8 protein-coding genes and 1 pseudogene are annotated in these 17,669 nt (G+C 72.5%); 2 read left to right on the top strand and 7 right to left on the bottom strand.

All coding sequences use genetic code 11. The features are described 5' to 3' along the window. Window positions 1–333 precede the first annotated feature (333 nt). The gene (locus FYX01_RS03880; protein WP_150237619.1) at window positions 334–522 is read right to left on the bottom strand and encodes a hypothetical protein; all 189 of its coding nucleotides are present in this window, start codon (window positions 520–522) and stop codon (window positions 334–336) included. Between the two features lie 253 nt (window positions 523–775). Between FYX01_RS03880 and FYX01_RS03875 the strand changes: the two genes are divergently transcribed. Then, window positions 776–1,864: an LLM class flavin-dependent oxidoreductase gene (locus tag FYX01_RS03875; RefSeq protein ID WP_150237617.1), complete on the top strand. Its 1,089-nt coding sequence runs from the start codon at window positions 776–778 to the stop codon at window positions 1,862–1,864. Between the two features lie 140 nt (window positions 1,865–2,004). Here the strand turns inward: FYX01_RS03875 and FYX01_RS03870 are convergent, their stop codons facing one another. Beyond that, a complete protein-coding gene (locus FYX01_RS03870; RefSeq protein ID WP_150237615.1) occupies window positions 2,005–3,615 on the bottom strand; it encodes a BCCT family transporter in 1,611 nt (536 codons plus the stop codon). A gap of 431 nt (window positions 3,616–4,046) precedes the next feature. Continuing rightward, window positions 4,047–4,406: pseudogene (locus tag FYX01_RS03865) on the bottom strand (transposase); the annotation flags it as partial. Window positions 4,407–4,997: 591 nt separating this feature from the next. Here FYX01_RS03865 and FYX01_RS25995 point away from each other — a divergent pair. Beyond that, window positions 4,998–5,393, top strand: a complete 396-nt coding sequence (locus tag FYX01_RS25995; RefSeq protein ID WP_190394167.1) for a nuclear transport factor 2 family protein — start codon at window positions 4,998–5,000, stop codon at window positions 5,391–5,393. Window positions 5,394–5,415: 22 nt separating this feature from the next. Here the strand turns inward: FYX01_RS25995 and FYX01_RS03855 are convergent, their stop codons facing one another. From FYX01_RS03855 to FYX01_RS03840, 4 genes are all read right to left on the bottom strand, one after another. Further along, window positions 5,416–6,651 carry an MFS transporter gene (locus FYX01_RS03855; RefSeq protein WP_150237611.1) on the bottom strand — a complete coding sequence of 412 codons (1,236 nt, stop codon included), beginning with the start codon at window positions 6,649–6,651 and terminating at the stop codon, window positions 5,416–5,418. Between the two features lie 252 nt (window positions 6,652–6,903). Further along, window positions 6,904–7,644, bottom strand: a complete 741-nt coding sequence (locus FYX01_RS03850; RefSeq protein ID WP_150237609.1) for an SDR family NAD(P)-dependent oxidoreductase — start codon at window positions 7,642–7,644, stop codon at window positions 6,904–6,906. Between the two features lie 45 nt (window positions 7,645–7,689). Next, on the bottom strand, window positions 7,690–8,709 hold the full coding sequence (gntD, locus tag FYX01_RS03845) for a guanitoxin biosynthesis L-enduracididine beta-hydroxylase GntD (protein ID WP_150237607.1): 1,020 nt from the start codon (window positions 8,707–8,709) through the stop codon (window positions 7,690–7,692). A 34-nt stretch (window positions 8,710–8,743) separates the two neighbouring features. Then, window positions 8,744–17,641, bottom strand: a complete 8,898-nt coding sequence (locus FYX01_RS03840) for a non-ribosomal peptide synthetase (RefSeq protein WP_150237605.1) — start codon at window positions 17,639–17,641, stop codon at window positions 8,744–8,746. Window positions 17,642–17,669: the final 28 nt, after the last annotated feature.

Here is a 17,669-nt window from a genome sequence, read left to right as displayed (position 1 = left end):
CAACAGCCCGCCCGTTCAAGGGTTCCCGGGGGGGTGAAACCCCCCCCGGGGGGGCCCCCCGGGCCGGGGGGCCCGCCACGGTCGGGGACGCGCGCCGACGGGAGCGGCCGCCGCGCCTGCCTGGGCCTGGGCGGACCGTCTTCCCTCCCGTCCCCAACGGGGACCACGCGGCGGGGATCGTACGGGAGCGGAGCCCGCCACGCGACGGTGAGGGGTGCGTCACGCGGTCTCGTGTGGCCGCGGGTCTCGTGTCCAGGTACCCCGTGCGGCGGGTCGGCGGACGCCCGCTCCCGAAGTCGTGGGCGTCCGCCGGGAAGTGCCGGTCGCGGTGGATCAGGCCTCGGACCTGTGGACGACCAGCAGGTCCGGGTCGACCTCGGTGAGGGCTGTCATGACGTCGCCGAGGGCGTCGGCGAGCACCACGGGCTCGCGGTCGGTCCGGTCTCGGTCCTGGTGGGGAAGGTGTCGTCGGGGATCGAGGGTGGTGGCCATGAGGTTGCGGGCGCGTGGGTCGGGGTGCACGCCCTCCTCCTTCGCGTGTGCTCACGTACTCAGCCGTGCCGGTCGCCGTGACACCCGGTGACCGTTCCGGTGCCAGCATTCCCAGGAATACCAGGGGATGGTGACATTTGACAGATACGGAGAGTGCCTGTGGATGAACGCTGCCCCTCGAAGCGGCGTGTGAGGGGAAGGAACAGGGGATGAACGCCGGGCGTTCGCCATGATAGTTTAATCGGAAAATACTTCTTTGGAAGCTACTTAGGGGGAGCTGGCCATGCAGTTCGGAATCTTCTCGGTGAGTGACGTGACCACCGACCCCACCACCGGACGTACACCGACCGAGGCCGAGCGGATCAAGGCGATGGTCACCATCGCGCTCAAGGCCGAGGAGGTCGGGCTGGACGTCTTCGCCAGCGGCGAGCACCACAACCCGCCGTTCGTGGCGTCCTCGCCGACCACCATGCTCGGCTACATCGCGGCCCGTACCGAGAGGCTCGTCCTGTCCACGGCCACGACCCTGATCACCACCAACGACCCGGTCAAGATCGCCGAGGACTTCTCCATGCTCCAGCACCTGGCCGACGGCCGGGTGGACCTGATGATGGGCCGCGGCAACACCGGCCCCGTCTACCCCTGGTTCGGACAGGACATCCGCCAGGGCATCCCGCTGGCCCTGGAGAACTACAACCTGGTGCACCGGCTCTGGCGCGAGGACGTGGTGGACTGGGAGGGCAAGTTCCGCACCCCGCTGCAGGGCTTCACCTCCACCCCGCGCCCCCTGGACGGCGTGCCGCCCTTCGTCTGGCACGGTTCCATCCGCAGCCCGGAGATCGCCGAGCAGGCCGCCTACTACGGTGACGGCTTCTTCCACAACAACATCTTCTGGCCCGCCACCCACACCAAGAAGCTCATCTCCCTGTACCGCCGCCGCTTCGAGCACTACGGCCACGGCAAGGCCGACCAGGCCGTCGTCGGCCTGGGCGGGCAGGTGTTCATGCGAAAGAACTCCCAGGACGCGGTCAGGGAGTTCAGGCCCTACTTCGACAACGCGCCGGTCTACGGAGGCGGCCCCTCCCTGGAGGAGTTCACCCGCGAGACGCCGCTGACCGTCGGCAGCCCGCAGGAGGTCATCGACCGCACGCTGACCTTCCGTGAGATGTTCGGCGACTACCAGCGCCAGCTCTTCCTCATGGACCACGCGGGCCTGCCGCTCAAGACCGTCCTGGAGCAGCTGGACCTGCTCGGCGAGGAGGTCGTACCGGTGCTGCGCAAGGAGTTCGCCGCAGGGCGGCCCGCGCACGTCCCCGACGCGCCCACCCACGCCTCGATGCTGGCGGCCAGGCGGGCCGCCCCGGGTGCCTGACCCGGCCCGCGAACGAGACAGGGGACCCGAGCACGGCTCGGGTCCCCTCTCTCGTTTCACGTGGTCCGCCCCGCGGTGTCCGTCCGGTCGAAGGAGCACCGCGGGGCGCACGGGGGAGCGGAACCCCCGGAAAGCACGACCTAGCCGACCGGCTCCCCGACCCGCCGCGCCGGGCTCTCGTCCCCGGCGTGCTCGCCGGAGGACCGGGGCACGGCGACGATGCCCTGTTCGACGGCCATGGTGTGCAGCAGCCGAGGCGTGGTCCACAGCGTCGGCAGCATGACCAGCCCCACGGGGACCGCGGTCACCACGATGAAGGACTGCAACGCCTGGATCCCGCCGTCTCCCACCACGAGCAGGGCGATGGCGGCCAGGCCCATCCCCCCGCACCAGAACGCGCGGACGAGCCCGGAGGGCTCTCCCTCGTGCATGCTGGAGGCCGCGATGGCGTAGGACATCGAGTCGAGCGTGGACGCGAGGAAGATCAGCGCGACGATCACCATGAGCACGCCGAGCACCGCGGTCATCGGCAGCGCCTCCAGGATGGACAGCGCCGCTGCGGGAAGGCCGTCCTCGGCGTAGGGAGCCGTGATCGCCCCCGGGTCGCGCTGTTCGAGCCAGATGCCGGTACCGCCCAGCGCGGTGAACCAGATCGTGGTCACCACCGTGGGCATCACCGTCGCCCCGACGTAGATGTCGCGTACGGTGCGGCCCTTGGAGATACGGGCGAAGAAGATCGCCATCATGGGCCCGAAGCCGAGGAACCAGCCGAAGAAGAACAGGGTCCAGTAGCCGAGCCACTGCTCGTCGCCCCGGTACAGGGCCATGGGCAGGAACTCCTGCACCTGCACCACGGCGGACCGCAGGTAGAGGTCCGCCACGAAGGGCAGCGACGCCATGCCGACGATGGCCAGGATGAGGACCAGCGCCACCCACACGTTGGCCCGGCTCAGCGTCTGGATGCCCCGCTTGATGCCGCTCAGCACCGACACCGCGGCCACGACGGTCAGGCCCACGATGATCAGGACCTGGGTGGCGTAGGTGTTCGGCAGCCCGAACAGCGCGCTGGAGATGTAGGAGATCTGGAGGCCGAGGAAGCCGATGGGGCCCACGGTCCCGGCGACCACGGCGAGCACGCAGCTGACGTCGACGACCGCGCCGATCCAGTGCGTGCGCACGCGCTCGCCCATGACCGGCCACAGCAGGGTGCGCGGACGCAGCGGCATGCCCTTCTCGACCCCGCGCATCATGACCAGGGTGGCCAGCGAACCGCCGACCGCCCAGCCGATGAAGCCCCAGTGGACGAAGCTCTGCGCCATCGCGATCGCCGCGCCCTCGGCTCCGCCGCCGACCTGGTCGGCGTACTGCGGCGGCGGGGAGGCGTAGTGGGCGATGGGCTCGGCCGCCGCCCAGAACACCCCTCCCGCGGCCAGCAGGGTGGTGGTGATCATCGCGATCCAGGAGAACCGACTGAAGCCGGGGGCCTCGGAGCCGCCCATGCGGACCCTGCCGTAGCGGGAGAACGCCAGGACGGTGATGATGACGAAGATGGCCAGCATGAGGAGTTGCCAGTAGGCGCCGAACCAGCGCGCGGACCAGGTGAAGGCCACGTCCACGGCGGCGCCGACCGCCTTCGGCGCGGCGAGCGCGGAGGCGACGAAGGCGGCCATGAGCAGACCGCTCACGCCGAGGACCCAGGGGTCGGTGCGTCTGCCTGGCTCGGGCACGCGTGAGCGCAGAGTGGAGAACATGAAGAAGAGGGTGCTCCTCGTGTGGAGGCACCGACCGGGACGTGCCGGTCAGCATCGAAAAGACCCATGCGCTGTGTGCGTGGCGGCCGACGGGACGGATGTCCGCGGTGGCGGCTGTCGGGCGGGAGAGCATGGGAACAGGCGGGGACGTCAGAGGCGAACCCCGCCGGCGCCGCCGTCGCGGCGGCGGAAGGGAACGAGGGAGAAGACCTCCGGTCCCCGCGGTGGTCAACGCGGCGGCGGCATCCCGTCATTCCTGCCGTCACAGCTCAGCGGCTGTGACGTCGGGAATAGCAGCGCGACGGGGGCGACACGGGCGTCTGACCAGGCGTTCTCCGCCACACTCGGGGCTGGGCGCCGGTGTCTGTGAGGGGAAGCACGGCCGCGCGCGGCCTCCGCCCCGCCTCCGTGGCAGGGGCCGTGGCCGCACGCCGCACCGCGTGCCTCGGGCGCCCTGGCTTGCCCCGCACCCGGGCAACAGCGTCGACCAGAGGAAGGAGCTGGGTCACGTCGTGGCGGTCGCCGCCGGTCAGCGACACGCGCAACGGAGTACCGCGGGTGTCGGTGAGCACGTGGTGCTTGGAGCCCGGCCGACCTCGGTCAGTCGGACTCGGCCCGACCTCTGGGTGGCTTCGCCCCCTCTTGGCCTGCACATGCGAGGCGTCGACCGTGGCACGCGAGAAGTCCAGCTGGTCCGCTGCCCGCAACCGGTCCAACAGCACCTGTCGCAGCTCCTCCCACACGCCGGCCTGCTGCCACTCGTCCAGCCGCCGCCAGCAGGTCGAACCGGCCCCGAAGCCTAGCTGTACTGACCATGGAGGTTGGTAACACCCGCCCCGCCTGACACACACGAAGAGGGTCTCCGGTATCGGTGTGGATTGTGACGTCCCACCGGCCACCAGGAGGCCCTCGATGCCCCGCACTACCCACGCCAACGCCCGACCGGCCTCCCGCAGGACGCCTCGCGTTGGCACGCTCCTCCTTCTACGCCTGGAAGAAGGGACGGACCGCACGCGCTGGGCGCGCCGCGCGCGATGCGGAACTGGTCGAGGCCGTTCCATAGGCAGGACCCGGCCTCCGGGGAGCCGTGGACTACCGCTGAGCTGCGTGAGAAGGGCTATGAGGCCAGCCACGAACGGGTGGATCGGCTGATGCGCGAGGCCGGGACCGTCGGGCTGCGCTCAGGGATGCCGACAGGACACAGGTGCACGCCTGTGCTCGGCACCGGCATCGGGCTCGTCGGCGTCACGGGGAGGGATTGGCGGGGTGATAGCGCGCGCATACCGGCCTGGCCCACGATCGACACCCAGGAGCGCGCGGAAGCCCCGCGTGCTCACGCGAAGACCTGCGACGCCCAGCGCGCCGGAAAGGAAGCCATTGCAGTGAGCAGGCACAACGGGACAGGGAACTCCGTGCCGGGGGGCTCGTCGGTCAACGCGGCCGCTGTCGACCATGTCCACCTCACGTACCACTACCTCAACAAACGGGACTTCGACGGTTACGCCTCCTTCCTCGCGGAGAACGTGCGCACCACCTACCCAGGCCTGGAGCCGGTGCGGGGAACCAGCGCGACCGAGGAGGTCCAGCGCTCCGCACTCGGTGACGACCGCACGCACGTCCTGCGCAAGGTGTTCGGCGACGAGTCGACCGTCGTGGCCCTCGGTGTCCTGGACACCGGCACGTCCCTCGAGGACTTCGCCGACGTCTTCCGTGTGGACGAGCACGGGATGATCCTGGAGCAGCAGCGCTTCCTCGGCCACCAGGATCACCCCCGCTGACAACCCGGACCGGTCGGCGGGGTCACTCGGCCGCCAGCGCCTCCTCCTCGGCCCGGCGGACCTCCTCGGCGGTCACCTTGCGCATCGTGAACGCCGTCGCGAGCAGAGCCACGACGACGGCGCCGCCGAACACCGCCTCCAGGCTCAGCAGGCTGCCGACCGCCCCGCCCACCGCGGCGCCGAGGGGCATGGTGCCCATCCCGATCAGGCGGTAGGTGGCGTTCACCCGGCCGAGGAGCTCCTCGCGGATCAGGCGCTGGCGCAGCGACACGAGCGTGACGTTGGTCAGTGTGGCGCCGAAGCCCACCGCGACGAAGGCGGGGAAGGCCACCGCGGCGACGGGGAACACCACGGGCAGGAGCAGCAGCAGGCTGCTGACCGCGGCGCCCGCGAGCAGGACCCGCACCTCGCCGAGCAGGCCGGACAGCCACTCCACGCCGAGCGCCCCGGCGACGCCGCCGGCGGCGAGCGCGGCGAACAGCGCACCGTAGACGGGCGGGTCCAACCGCATGACCGACGCGTCGCCGACCGCCCAGAGGACGAACACGGCGAGGTAGGCCGACGTGGAGAAGTTCAGCATCCCCGCGAGGACAGCCAGGGCGCGCAGGACGCGGTGCGCCCCGAGGTAGCGGATGCCCTCGGCGATGTCGGTGCGGATCTTGGCCTCCGAGGGCCTGCTGACCCGGTACCGCCCGCGCAGGGTGAGCATAAGGATCCCGGTCATCGCGTACAGCAGCACCGGGACGCCGAAGAACGCCACCGTGCTCGCGGCGACGAGGGCACCGGCGACGGGTCCGCCGAGGAAGTCGTTGGCGACGCGCTGGGCGGCGATCACCCGCCCGTTGGCTGCGCCGAGGCGCTCCCGGTCCACGGTCATCGGCAGGAGGGACTGGGTCGTCGTGTCCGCGAAGACCTCGAGTGTGCCCAGGACCAGCACGGCGACGTAGAGGACCGTGAGGTCGGTGAGCCCGGCGAGTGCGAGCACGACGAGCACGACCAGCGCGGCGACGCGGAACCAGGCGGCGGCGAGGATGATCCGCCGCCGGTCCAGGCGGTCGGCGAGGGCGCCGGCGTAGAGCGCGACCACCAGCCACGGCAGGGTCGCGAGGGTGGAGACCAGCGACACGAGCAGCGGCGACCTGGTCAGTTCGACCGCGAGCAGCGGGAACCCGACGAGCAGGATGCCGTCGCCGAAGTTCCCCGAGGCCGTCGCGACCCAGACCCGGCGGAAGCGCGCGCCCAACGGTGTGGTGCTCATCCTGGCTTACCTTCTCCTTCTGTCGGTCTCCCGGACCGCGCCGGAGCGGGCGGGCGGTGGAACCACGGAGCGCCGGTGCGCTCGTGGGACCACCGCCGCGCGACGGCAGGCCGACGATGGACGCGGGCGGTGTGCGCCCGCGACGGGATGGGGGCGGGGGTTCTCTGGTGACGCAGGGTCGCGGTGCCGACCGTCGCAGGCACCCTACCGACTCCGTCCCGGGGGCGACACGTCCTCCGTGGCGGGCCTTTCTCAGGTCCAGGCTCCGCCCCACCGGGTCGTCGTGGCGCCGACGGTCTCGCCGCCGTCCACGACGAGTTCGTGTCCGGTGAGGAAGGAGGCCTCCTTCGAGGCCAGGTAGAAGAACGCGTCGGCGATCTCCTCCGGGGCCGCGTGCCGTCCGGCCGGGATGCTCGCGTTGGTCTCGGCGAACATCTCGTCGGAGTACTCGGCCATCTGCATCGGCGTCATCACCGCGCCGGGGCTCACGCACGCGGTCCGGATCCGGGGGCTCAGCTCCATCGCGAACGTCTTGCACAGCGAGGCGATGCCGGCCTTGGTGGCGTTGTAGTCCGCGTAGTTGGGGTAACCGCGCAGGCCGTTGACCGACGCGGTGGCGAGGAGTACTCCCCGGCCTTCACCTCGGGCCATGATCCTGGTCGCGGCGACCCAGGTTCCCAGAACGCCGAGGAGGTTGACCTCGCACACACGGCGGGCCTCGGCCTCGGTGATGTCGAGGACGCCGTGGCGGATGCTGATGCCCGCGTTGGCGACGACGACGTCGAGGCCGCCCCGGTCCCTGTCCACCTCCTCCAGCGCGGCGGCGACGGCGGACCAGTCCGCGACGTCCACCTCCGTCCACGGGATCCGCGGCAGGGGCTCGACGGGTTTGTCGACGTCCAGGTTCACGACGTGGTCGCCGGCGGCGGCGAACCGCCGGGCGGTCGCCAGTCCGATACCGCTGGAGGCTCCAGTCACGACTACGGTACGCACGGGTGTGTGCTCCCTTCGGCAGTGGGCCCGCTGGGGGCGCCTCGGTCAGGCCAGGACCCGACGGCTCTCGGGCATGCGGTTCATCGCCGACTTGCGGACGTCGCGGCTCACGATCATCCGCTTCAGCCAGCGGTCGGTGCCGTCGTAGCGGCTGCGGAAGGGCTTGCGGCCGTGGACGGCCAGGTAGTTGTCCACCACCATCAGCGTCCCGGGCTCGACTACGACCGAGTGCTGGACGCGTTCCAGCTCCTCCATGAGGGTGTCGAGCGCCTGTTCGGCGACGGGGTCCTCGCCGACGCAGCGCATGAACGGCCGGTCGATGCGCAGGTACGGGTCCGCGTCCCCGCCGAACAGCACGGGGACGGGCTCCGGGCGCTGCTGCATGTCGAGCACGCGCTCCAGAGCGGGGTGGTCCGGGTGGTGCGTCTGGAGCTGCCGCACGTGCTCGTCGTCGGGCATGATCAGGAAGCGCGGCTCGGAGAGCACTCGGGCGGTCCCGGCATCCAGCTTCACGTCGCGGACCGAGGACAGGATCGTCGGGACCGCGTCGTGGTTGCGGATCCCGAACAGCATCAGGTAGTCGGCGCGACCGGGGTGGAACCCGTCCTCGGTGTGGAACTCCAGCAGGGCCTCGCTGCCGTGGCCGCTCTGGCGCAGCTCGTCGCCCTGGACCGGGAAGATGTTCTGGATCATCCTCCCCTCCTGGAGCGTGGACCAGGTGAAGGGCTCCCCGAGCGCCAGGGCGCACATCGCCATGAAGACTTCCTGCGCACGGGTGGGCCGCCCGTCCGCAGTCCTCCAGTGCTGGGGCGTCGGACCGACCGCGTCGGCGTCCACGGGGAATCCGTGGACGAAGCACGCCGTGGCCTCCTCCGTGCGGCGGAACCGCTCGATGAACAGGCGGAGCCGCTGGGGCAGGGAGGCGTAGAGCGCCCAGTGGCGCTCGTAGAACGCGGGGTCCGTGGGCTGGACCTCGTCGGGGTCCACCCCGCCCAGGGCCGCCTCGATCTCCTCGACCTCGGCGGGCGTCAGGTGGTAGTGCACAGCGATGTCGTCCGTCGGCATGGTGTTCACCGTTTCTTCCAGGGGTTCGTGCCTGTCAGGGGTTCGTGCTCGCCCGGGGCCCGGCGGTGCCCGCCGGGTCCGGGTGCCGCAGCGCCCGGTCGAGCACCGGGGCTACGCGGGACACGGCGTCGGGCAGGGTCATGTCCTCGTGGGCGCAGTCGACGGGGTGGCGCTCGATCCGGCCGCCGGTGTGGGGCGCCCAGTCGGTCGCGTCCCCGGCCGACGGCCGCGGACCGCCCACGGCAGGGAGGACGAGGATGTCGCCGTCGAAGACGCCCGGTTCCGCGGTCTCCAGCAGCGCGACGTTGTGGTCGGCGGCCCGTGTGAGGGAGTCGATCAGCGCCGCGTCCGGGGTGAAGCCCCCTCCCTCGTGGTCGAGGAGGTCGGCGACCTGGTCCCGTGTCGGGGCGGGCGTGCCGGATTCGCCGGTTCCGGGCGGGCGGGCGTCGAGCAGGGCGAGGAGGGCGACCTCCTCGCCGGCGTCGCGGAGGCGGCGGGCGACGGCGTGGGCGACCGTACCTCCGAGGGACCAGCCGAGCAGATGGTAGGGGCCGCTCGGCTGGACGCCGCGCACGTGGGCGACGTAGGTGTCGACCATCTCGTCGAAGTCGGCGAAGGGCGGCGTGTCCGCCCGCACGCTGGGGGTCTGCAGCCCGTACACCGGCCGGTCGCCCTCCAGTGCGCGGGCCAGGCCGGAGTAGCACCAGCTCAGGCCGGTGACCGGGTGCACGCAGAACAGCGGTTCCCGCTCCGTGCCGGGACTCAGGGTGACCAGGACCTCGGTGCCCGGATCGGTGTCGCCGTCCTCGAGCGCCCGGGCGAGCGCGCCGGGGGTCGGGTGGGCGAACACCATCGGGACGCCGACATCGCGGCCGAGGTCCCGGGTGATCCGGGCGGTGAGCCGCGCCGCGAGCAGGGAGGTGCCGCCGCGGGCGAAGAATTCGTCGGCCATCCCCACCCGTTCGACTCCGAGCACGCGGGCGAACAGGGCGCAGACCCGGCGTTCGAGGTCGGTGGCTGGCTCCGGGCCCGCGGCTGTCTCCTCCACGGCCGGTTCGGGCAGGGCCCGGTGGTCGAGTTTGCCGTTGGGGGTGCGCGGCAGCGCGTCGACGGGGACGACAGCGGCGGGCACGAGGGGTGCGGGGAGGACCCCGGCGGTGCGCAGGCGCAGGGCGTCGCCGTCGCAGGCGCCGCCCGAGGTGGGGACCACGTAGGCCACGAGGCGCCGGTGCTCGGCCTCGCCGCGGACGACGACGGCGGCCTGGGAGACCCCCGGTTCGCGTTCCAGGACCGCCGCGACCTCTCCCGGTTCGATGCGCACACCCCGGATCTTGACCTGCTCGTCGGCCCGGCCGAGGAACTCGAGCGCGCCGTCGCGCCGGCGGCGGACCAGGTCGCCGGTGCGGTACATCCGGGAGCCGGGAGGGCCGTAGGGGTCGGCGACGAAACGGGTCGACGTCAGTGCGGGCCGTCCCGTGTACCCCTGGGCCACACCGGCCCCAGAGACGTACAGCTCTCCGGGAACACTGACGGGGGCCGGGCGCAGGTCGTGGTCCAGGACCGACAGGCGTGCTCCGGCGACGGCGTTCCCGAGGGCCGGCGCGTCCACGGGGCCGATCGCGCAGCGGGTGGTCTCGACCGTGCACTCGGTCGGACCGTAGAAGTTGTGGGCCGCGGTGCCCGGAGCCTCGCGCAGGCGCTGCCAGAGGGAGGCGGGGACCGCCTCGCCGCCGAGGCAGAGGGTCCTCGGCGCGGCACCGTCGAGCAGGCCGAGTCCGAGGAGTTCCTGGGCGTAGGTCGGGGTCGTGTCGAGCAGGTCGATCCCGTGGGCCTCCAGGTAGGCGGCGACTCGCGCGGGGTCCTGGCGCACCTCCTCGGCGAGCAGGTGCAGTTCGGCCCCGGCGACGAGGGCGAGCAGCCCCATCCAGGAGCCGTCGAAGGACAGGGACGCGGTGATGGCCACCCGTCCGAGCGGTCCGCGTCCGCGCCGGTCGGGGTCCTCGGCGAGGGCCTTCCGATGCTCCGCGAAGACGCCGTTCTCGTGCCCGTGCAGCAGATTGCGCAGGTTCCGGTGCTCGACGACGACGCCCTTGGGGCGGCCGGTGGAACCGGATGTGTAGATCACGTACGCCTGGTGCTCCGGTGCCAGGTCGGCGACCCGGTCCGCGTCGGTGGGGTCGCCGGGCCGGACCGCGGTCTCGGTGCCGCGCTCCGGGGACGCGTCGCCGGGTCCGTCGAGGAGCAGAAGGTCGGCGGGGTGCGGGAGCCGAAGGTCGCGTGCCAGGCCGGACGTGGTCAGAGTGACGGCCGCGCCGGCGTCCTGGAGCAGGAGCGCGATGCGCTCGGGCGGGTAGGCGGGGTCGACCGGGACGTGCGCGGCACCGGCCTTGTGGACGCCGAGCCAGGCGGCGACCGCCGCGGCCGAGCGCGGAGCCAGGATCGCCACCCTCCGGTCGGGACCGATCCCCCGCTCGATCAGCTGCCAGGCGATGGTGTTGGCCCAGTCGTTGAGATCGGCGAAGGTGCGCGGGCCGTCCCCGTCGACGACCGCCACGGAGTCGGGGGCGCTGCGCACCCGGTCCTCGAACACCTCGTGGACGAACCGCCGTCCCGTGCCGTCCCAGGGCCCGGCGCCGCGACCCGCCGCGAGCAGTGCTGCCTCCTCGTCCGGGGGCACGAGCACGGGGTCCGTGATGGCCTGGTCGGGGTCCTCGGCCATGGCCCGGAGGAGCAGCGCGAACTGCTCGCCCAGGGCCGCGACCGTGTCGTGGTCGAACAGGTCGGTGCTGTAGTCGACGGAGGCCGTCACCCCCGCCGGGCCGCCGTCGGCGCCACGGTCTTCCCGGACCCCGAAGAAGAGGTCGAACTCCGCCACGCGGTAGTCGAGGGGGTGGTCGGTGACCTCCAGTCCCGGGAGGGACCACGTGTCTCCTTCCGTGTTCTGCAGCACGAGCATCACCTGGAACAGCGGGTGCCGGGCCGGGTGGCGCGGAGGGTTGAGGGCCTCCACCACGTGGTCGAAGGGCAGGTCCTGGTGCGCGAACGCGTCCAGGTCGGTCTCCCGTACCCGGTCCAGCAGGGTGGTGAAGGAGGGCCGGCCGGAGGTGTCGGTCCGCAGCACCAGCGTGTTCACGAAGAAGCCGACGAGATCGTCCAACGCCTCGTCGTTCCGCCCCGCCACGGCCGTGCCGATGGGGATGTCCTCGCCGCCGCCCGTGCGGGTCAGCAACGCGGCCAGCCCGGCCTGCAGGACCATGAAGAGCGTCACTCCGCGTTCCCGGGCCAGGGCGAGCAGCCGCCCGTGCACGTTCGCGTCCAAGGACACCTGCACCACCGACCCGCGATGGCTGGCCACCGGCGGCCGGGGGCGGTCCAGCGGCAAGGCGACCTCGTCCGCCACGCCCTTCAGCGCACCGCGCCAGAACGCCGTCTGGCGCGTCGTCACCGAGTCCTCGTCCTCCGCTGCGCCGAGCAGGGCCCGCTGCCACACGGCGTAGTCGCCGTACTGCACGGCCAGCGGAGCGCGCCCGGGTGCGCGGCCCGCGCGGCGTGCGGCGTACGCCTCGCCCAGGTCCCGGCCCAGAGGGCCCAGGGACCATCCGTCGGTGGTGATGTGGTGCAGGACCACCAGCAGCACCGCCTCCGTCGGCGAGGTCACACAGAGCGTCACCCGCACCGGCGGCTCGCACGCCAGGTCGAAGCAGTACTCCGCGGCCTCGTCCAGGACGGCGTCCGCGCGTTCCGGGGCGCAGTGCACCACCCGTACCAGGGACGCGCCCGGCGGCGGGTCCATCACACGCTGGCGTGGATCTCCCTCGACCGTGGGGAAGACCGTGCGCAGGCTCTCGTGCCGTGCGACCACGTCTTCCACAGCGGCGGTCAGCGCGTTCGCGTCGACTCCACCGGTCAGCCGGACCGCCACGGGCACGTTGTAGGTCGTGCTCGGCCCCTCCCACTGCCGCATGAACCACAGCCGGTACTGGGCGAAGGACACCGGCAGCAGTCCCGACCGCTCCACCGGCTCCAGGGCCGGACGCCGCGGCGCCCCATCCTGGCCTTCCGTGGAAACGGACCCAGGACTGGTCGGCGCCTCGTCCAGGAGCTCCGCCAATCCGGCCACCGTTGGTGCCCCGAACAGCTGCCGGATCCCCAGCTCCACACCGAGTACCGACCGCACCCGGCTCACCAGCCGCGTCGCCAGCAGCGAGTAGCCCCCGAGGGCGAAGAAGTTGTCGTCGACGCCAACGCGGTCCACCTCCAGGACCTCGGCGAACAGCCCGCACAGCACCTCCTCGCGCGGTGAGCGGGGAACGCGCGGGGCGGCCTCGAAGTCCGTCTCCGCACGCGCCGGGACGGCCTCCCGCCTCTCGCCGGGTGCGATCGCAGCGGGGTCCACGGCGGCGACGGCCTTGCCGGGGTCCCCGTCCGGCTCGAACGCCAGGTCCGTGATGGCCTGGTCGGGGTCCTCGGCCATGGCCCGGAGGAGCAGCGCGAACTGCTCGCCCAGGGCCGCGACCGTGTCGTGGTCGAACAGGTCGGTGCTGTAGTCGACGGAGGCCGTGATGCCCGCGGGACGGCCGTCGGCGTGATGGTGCTCCTCGGCGCGTACCGACAGGTCGAATTTTGCGACGCGGTAGTCGAGGGGGTGGTCGGTGACCTCCAGTCCCGGGAGGGACCACGTGTCTCCTTCCGTGTTCTGCAGCACGAGCATCACCTGGAACAGCGGGTGCCGGGCCGGGTGGCGCGGAGGGTTGAGGGCCTCCACCACGTGGTCGAAGGGCAGGTCCTGGTGCGCGAACGCGTCCAGGTCGGTCTCCCGTACCCGGTCCAGCAGGGTGGTGAAGGAGGGCCGGCCGGAGGTGTCGGTCCGCAGCACCAGCGTGTTCACGAAGAAGCCGACGAGATCGTCCAACGCCTCGTCGTTCCGCCCCGCCACGGCCGTGCCGATGGGGATGTCCTCGCCGCCGCCCGTGCGGGTCAGCAACGCGGCCAGCCCGGCCTGCAGGACCATGAAGAGCGTCACTCCGCGTTCCCGGGCCAGGGCGAGCAGCCGCCCGTGCACGTTCGCGTCCAAGGACACCTGCACCACCGACCCGCGATGGCTGGCCACCGGCGGCCGGGGGCGGTCCAGCGGCAAGGCGACCTCGTCCGCCACGCCCTTCAGCGCACCGCGCCAGAACGCCGTCTGGCGCGTCGTCACCGAGTCCTCGTCCTCCGCTGCGCCGAGCAGGGCCCGCTGCCACACGGCGTAGTCGCCGTACTGCACGGCCAGCGGAGCGCGCCCGGGTGCGCGGCCCGCGCGGCGTGCGGCGTACGCCTCGCCCAGGTCCCGGCCCAGAGGGCCCAGGGACCATCCGTCGGTGGTGATGTGGTGCAGGACCACCAGCAGCACCGCCTCCGTCGGCGAGGTCACACAGAGCGTCACCCGCACCGGCGGCTCGCACGCCAGGTCGAAGCAGTACTCCGCGGCCTCGTCCAGGACGGCGTCCGCGCGTTCCGGGGCGCAGTGCACCACCCGTACCAGGGACGCGCCCGGCGGCGGGTCCATCACACGCTGGCGTGGATCTCCCTCGACCGTGGGGAAGACCGTGCGCAGGCTCTCGTGCCGTGCGACCACGTCTTCCACAGCGGCGGTCAGCGCGTTCGCGTCGACTCCACCGGTCAGCCGGACCGCCACGGGCACGTTGTAGGTCGTGCTCGGCCCCTCCCACTGCCGCATGAACCACAGCCGGTACTGGGCGAAGGACACCGGCAGCAGTCCCGACCGCTCCACCGGCTCCAGGGCCGGACGCCGCGTGCCCTCCTCCAACTGCTCCACCAGCCCTCCGACAGTCGGCGATCCGAACAGCTGCCGGATCCCCAGCTCCACACCGAGTACCGACCGCACCCGGCTCACCAGCCGCGTCGCCAGCAGCGAGTGGCCGCCGGCGTCGAAGAAGTTGTCGTCGACGCCGATCCGGTCGATGCCCAGGACCTCGGCGAACAGCCCGCACAGCACCTCCTCCCGGAGCGAACGGGGGGCACGCGAGGATGCCTCGAACACCGCTTCCGGAAGCGCGCGGTGGTCGAGCTTGCCGTTGTGCGTCATGGGAAGGGCGTCCAGGAGCACGAACGCGCCGGGGACCAGGTGGTCGGGCAGGCGGTCCGCGGTGTGGGCCCGCAGCGAGTCGCGGTCCGCGTCGGCGCCGTCCCGGGCGACGACGTAGGCGACCAGCCGGTTGCCGCCTCCGGGGACGGGACGGGCCAGGACGCGGACCTGGGCCACGGCGGGGTGGAGCGCCACGGCCGTCTCGACCTCGACGGGTTCGACGCGGAACCCGCGGATCTTGACCTGGCCGTCCCGGCGCCCGACGTAGTCGAGGGTGCCGTCCGCACGGCGGCGCGCGAGGTCGCCGGTGCGGTACATACGGGAGCCGGAGGGGCCGTGGGGGTCGGCGACGAACCGTTCCGCCGTCAGTCCCGGCTGGTTGAGGTAGCCGGACGCGAGCCCGTCGCCGGCCACGTACACCTCGCCCACGATGCCCGTCGGCACCGGGCGCAGCTCGGCGTCGAGCACGTAGGCGCGTTTGCCCGCGATCGGGGTGCCGATCGGCACCGACCGCCGGTCGGCGGCGGTCGGCTCCCCGACCGCGTGGCAGGTGGTGAAACCCATGCTCTCGACCGGCCCGTAGCCGTTGCGCAGGGCCAGGTGCGGGTACTGCTCGCGGGCGCGGGCGACGTGCGCGACCGAGGCGGTCTCGCCAGCGGTCATGGCTGTCCTCAGCGCGGCGAACACGTCGGGGCGCTCGTCGAGCAGCGTGTTGAACAGGCTGGCGGAGAGCTGCAGCACGTTGACGCCGTGGCGGTGGACGAGCGCGGCGATCTCGTCGATGTCCGTGTGGGGCCCGGTCGGCAGGACACACGTCCCGCCGTGGAACAGCGCCCCGAAGAGCTCCAGCGCGAACGCGTCCCAGGACACGGGAGAGGACTGCAGGTAGACGTCGTCGGCGGCGAAGCCGAGGTAGTCCTGGCCCACGAAGGTGCCCACCACCGCGCGGTGCGGGGCGGCCACTCCCTTGGGGATCCCGGTGGATCCGGACGTGTACATCACGCAGGCGGTGTCGTGGGGGGCCACGTCCACCTCTGGCGGGGTGCCGGGCAGGGTCCGCAGCGTAACGGCGACGGTGTCGAGGTCGACGACAGGGGGAAGCCCCCGCGCGTCGGCGGCCGTGCCGAGCCCGTCGTCCTCCCCGGTGCGGGTCAGGACCGCGCACGCGCCGACGTCGGCGATCACGGCCCTCCTGCGGGCCCGCGGGAACGCGGTGTCGAGGAGCGTGTAGGCGGCCCCGGCCTTGGCCGAGGCGAGGACGGCGGTGACCAGGTCCACGCCGCGGTCGAGCTGGATCGCGACCACCGAGCCCCTGCCGGCGCCGAGGGAGCGCAGGTGGTGGGCCAGACGGTTCGAGCGCCGGTCGAGTTCGCGGTAGGTCAGGCTCTCGCTGCCGTGCACCACTGCCACGGCGCCGGGGCTCCGGTCCGCCTGGGCGGCGAACGCGTCCGGGATGCCGGCGGGGACCCGCTCGTCGAGCGGCGGGGGACTCCACGCGGTGAGCAGGGCGTGCTCGTCCTCACGGGAGAGGAGGGGGATATCGCCCACACGCGTGTGCGGGCCGGCGGCGAGGACGTGCGCCATGACCGTCCGGAGCATCGTGGCGAAGGCGGCCAGTTCGCCGTCGTCGCAGGCGTCGGGGTTCGCCTCGACGATCACGTCGAGCCCCGCCCGGGCGTTGCGGCTGTCGAAGACGAACTGCACGTCCTCCACGCGCCCGACGTTGAAGTGGCGCAGGGTGGTCGGGACCCCGTCCAGCTCCACGTTCTGTTCCCAGCGCATGATGTTGACGAGCGGGCCGAAGAAGGAGGTCCCCTCGCCGGGCAGGTCGAGGTGGCCCCGCACCTCCGCCGCAGGTGTGCGCTGGTGGCGCAGGACGGCCGCGAGTTCGGCCGTGGTGCACTCCACCAGTTCGCCCAGGGTGGTCGTGGCGTCGACTCGGACCCGTAGCGGCAGGACCTTGGACATCATGGCGGGGGTGCGCCTGGCGGCGTCGTCCACCCGTCCGGTGACCGGCAGGCTGAGCACGACGTCGTCGTCGCCGGTCGCGCGGTGCACGAAGAGCACGACCAGGGCGATCGCGAGGCGGGTCCAGCGGACCCCGAGGTCCGCGGCGAGTCCGCGCAGCCGCTCCAGGTCCTCCGGGGTGAGGCTCTCGATCCGGCGCAGGGCGCTGATGGGCGCGCTCGCCGTCGGTCGGCCGAGCGTGGTCGGCGCGGGCCGGTCCGCGAACCGCTCCGCCCAGAAGCGGCGGTCCTGCCGCGCCTCCTCGGAGTCGAGGTAGGCCCGCTCCTCATGGAGCAGGTCGTCCAGGGTGCCGAACGGGGACGCCGGGACGGGCTCGTCGGCGCACAGGGCGTTGTAGACGTCGGCGACACGGCGCACGAAGAGCGCGTGCCCGTAGCCGTCCATGACGATCTGGTGGAACCGCCGGTACCAGTAGTGGTGGTCGTCCGCGAGGACCAGCAGGACCTCGGCGCTGAGGCCCTCCTCCGTGAGACCGACCGGCCGGGCGCGGTCGGCCCGCATCCACGCCTCCGCCGCGGTCCGCGGATCGGACTCGGCCCGCAGGTCGACGACGCGGAACCGCGGTGCCGGCCCGGTGGGCAGTACCTGGACGGGGGCGCCCCGGTCGTCGGTCGCGAAGCGCGCACCGAGGGTGGGGGCGTCGGCCCCTGCCCGCGCGATCGCCTGCTCGAAGCGGTCCACCCGGACGGGTCCGTGCACCTCGAGGTGCTCGCAGAGCATGAGCGCGTCGGGCTCGGCGAGCTGGGTGGCGAACCACGCGCCCGTCTGAGCGCCGGTCAGCCGCACCGCACCTTCCTGCTTGTCGTCACGCGCCACGTTCTCCACTGGCAGCCTCTCCGTGGTT

It is taken from the genome of Nocardiopsis quinghaiensis (assembly GCF_008638365.1).
Lineage (GTDB): Bacteria > Actinomycetota > Actinomycetes > Streptosporangiales > Streptosporangiaceae > Nocardiopsis > Nocardiopsis quinghaiensis.
This window is presented reverse-complemented; position numbering and strand designations above follow the sequence as displayed.

Excerpts from the sequence above, each read along its gene's own strand:
- gntD (WP_150237607.1), bottom strand. The coding sequence starts at position 8,709 with ATGCCGACGGACGACATCGCTGTGCACTACCACCTGACGCCCGCCGAG.
- FYX01_RS03855 (WP_150237611.1), bottom strand. The coding sequence starts at position 6,651 with ATGAGCACCACACCGTTGGGCGCGCGCTTCCGCCGGGTCTGGGTCGCG.
- FYX01_RS03875 (WP_150237617.1), top strand. The coding sequence starts at position 776 with ATGCAGTTCGGAATCTTCTCGGTGAGTGACGTGACCACCGACCCCACC.
- FYX01_RS03870 (WP_150237615.1), bottom strand. The coding sequence starts at position 3,615 with ATGTTCTCCACTCTGCGCTCACGCGTGCCCGAGCCAGGCAGACGCACC.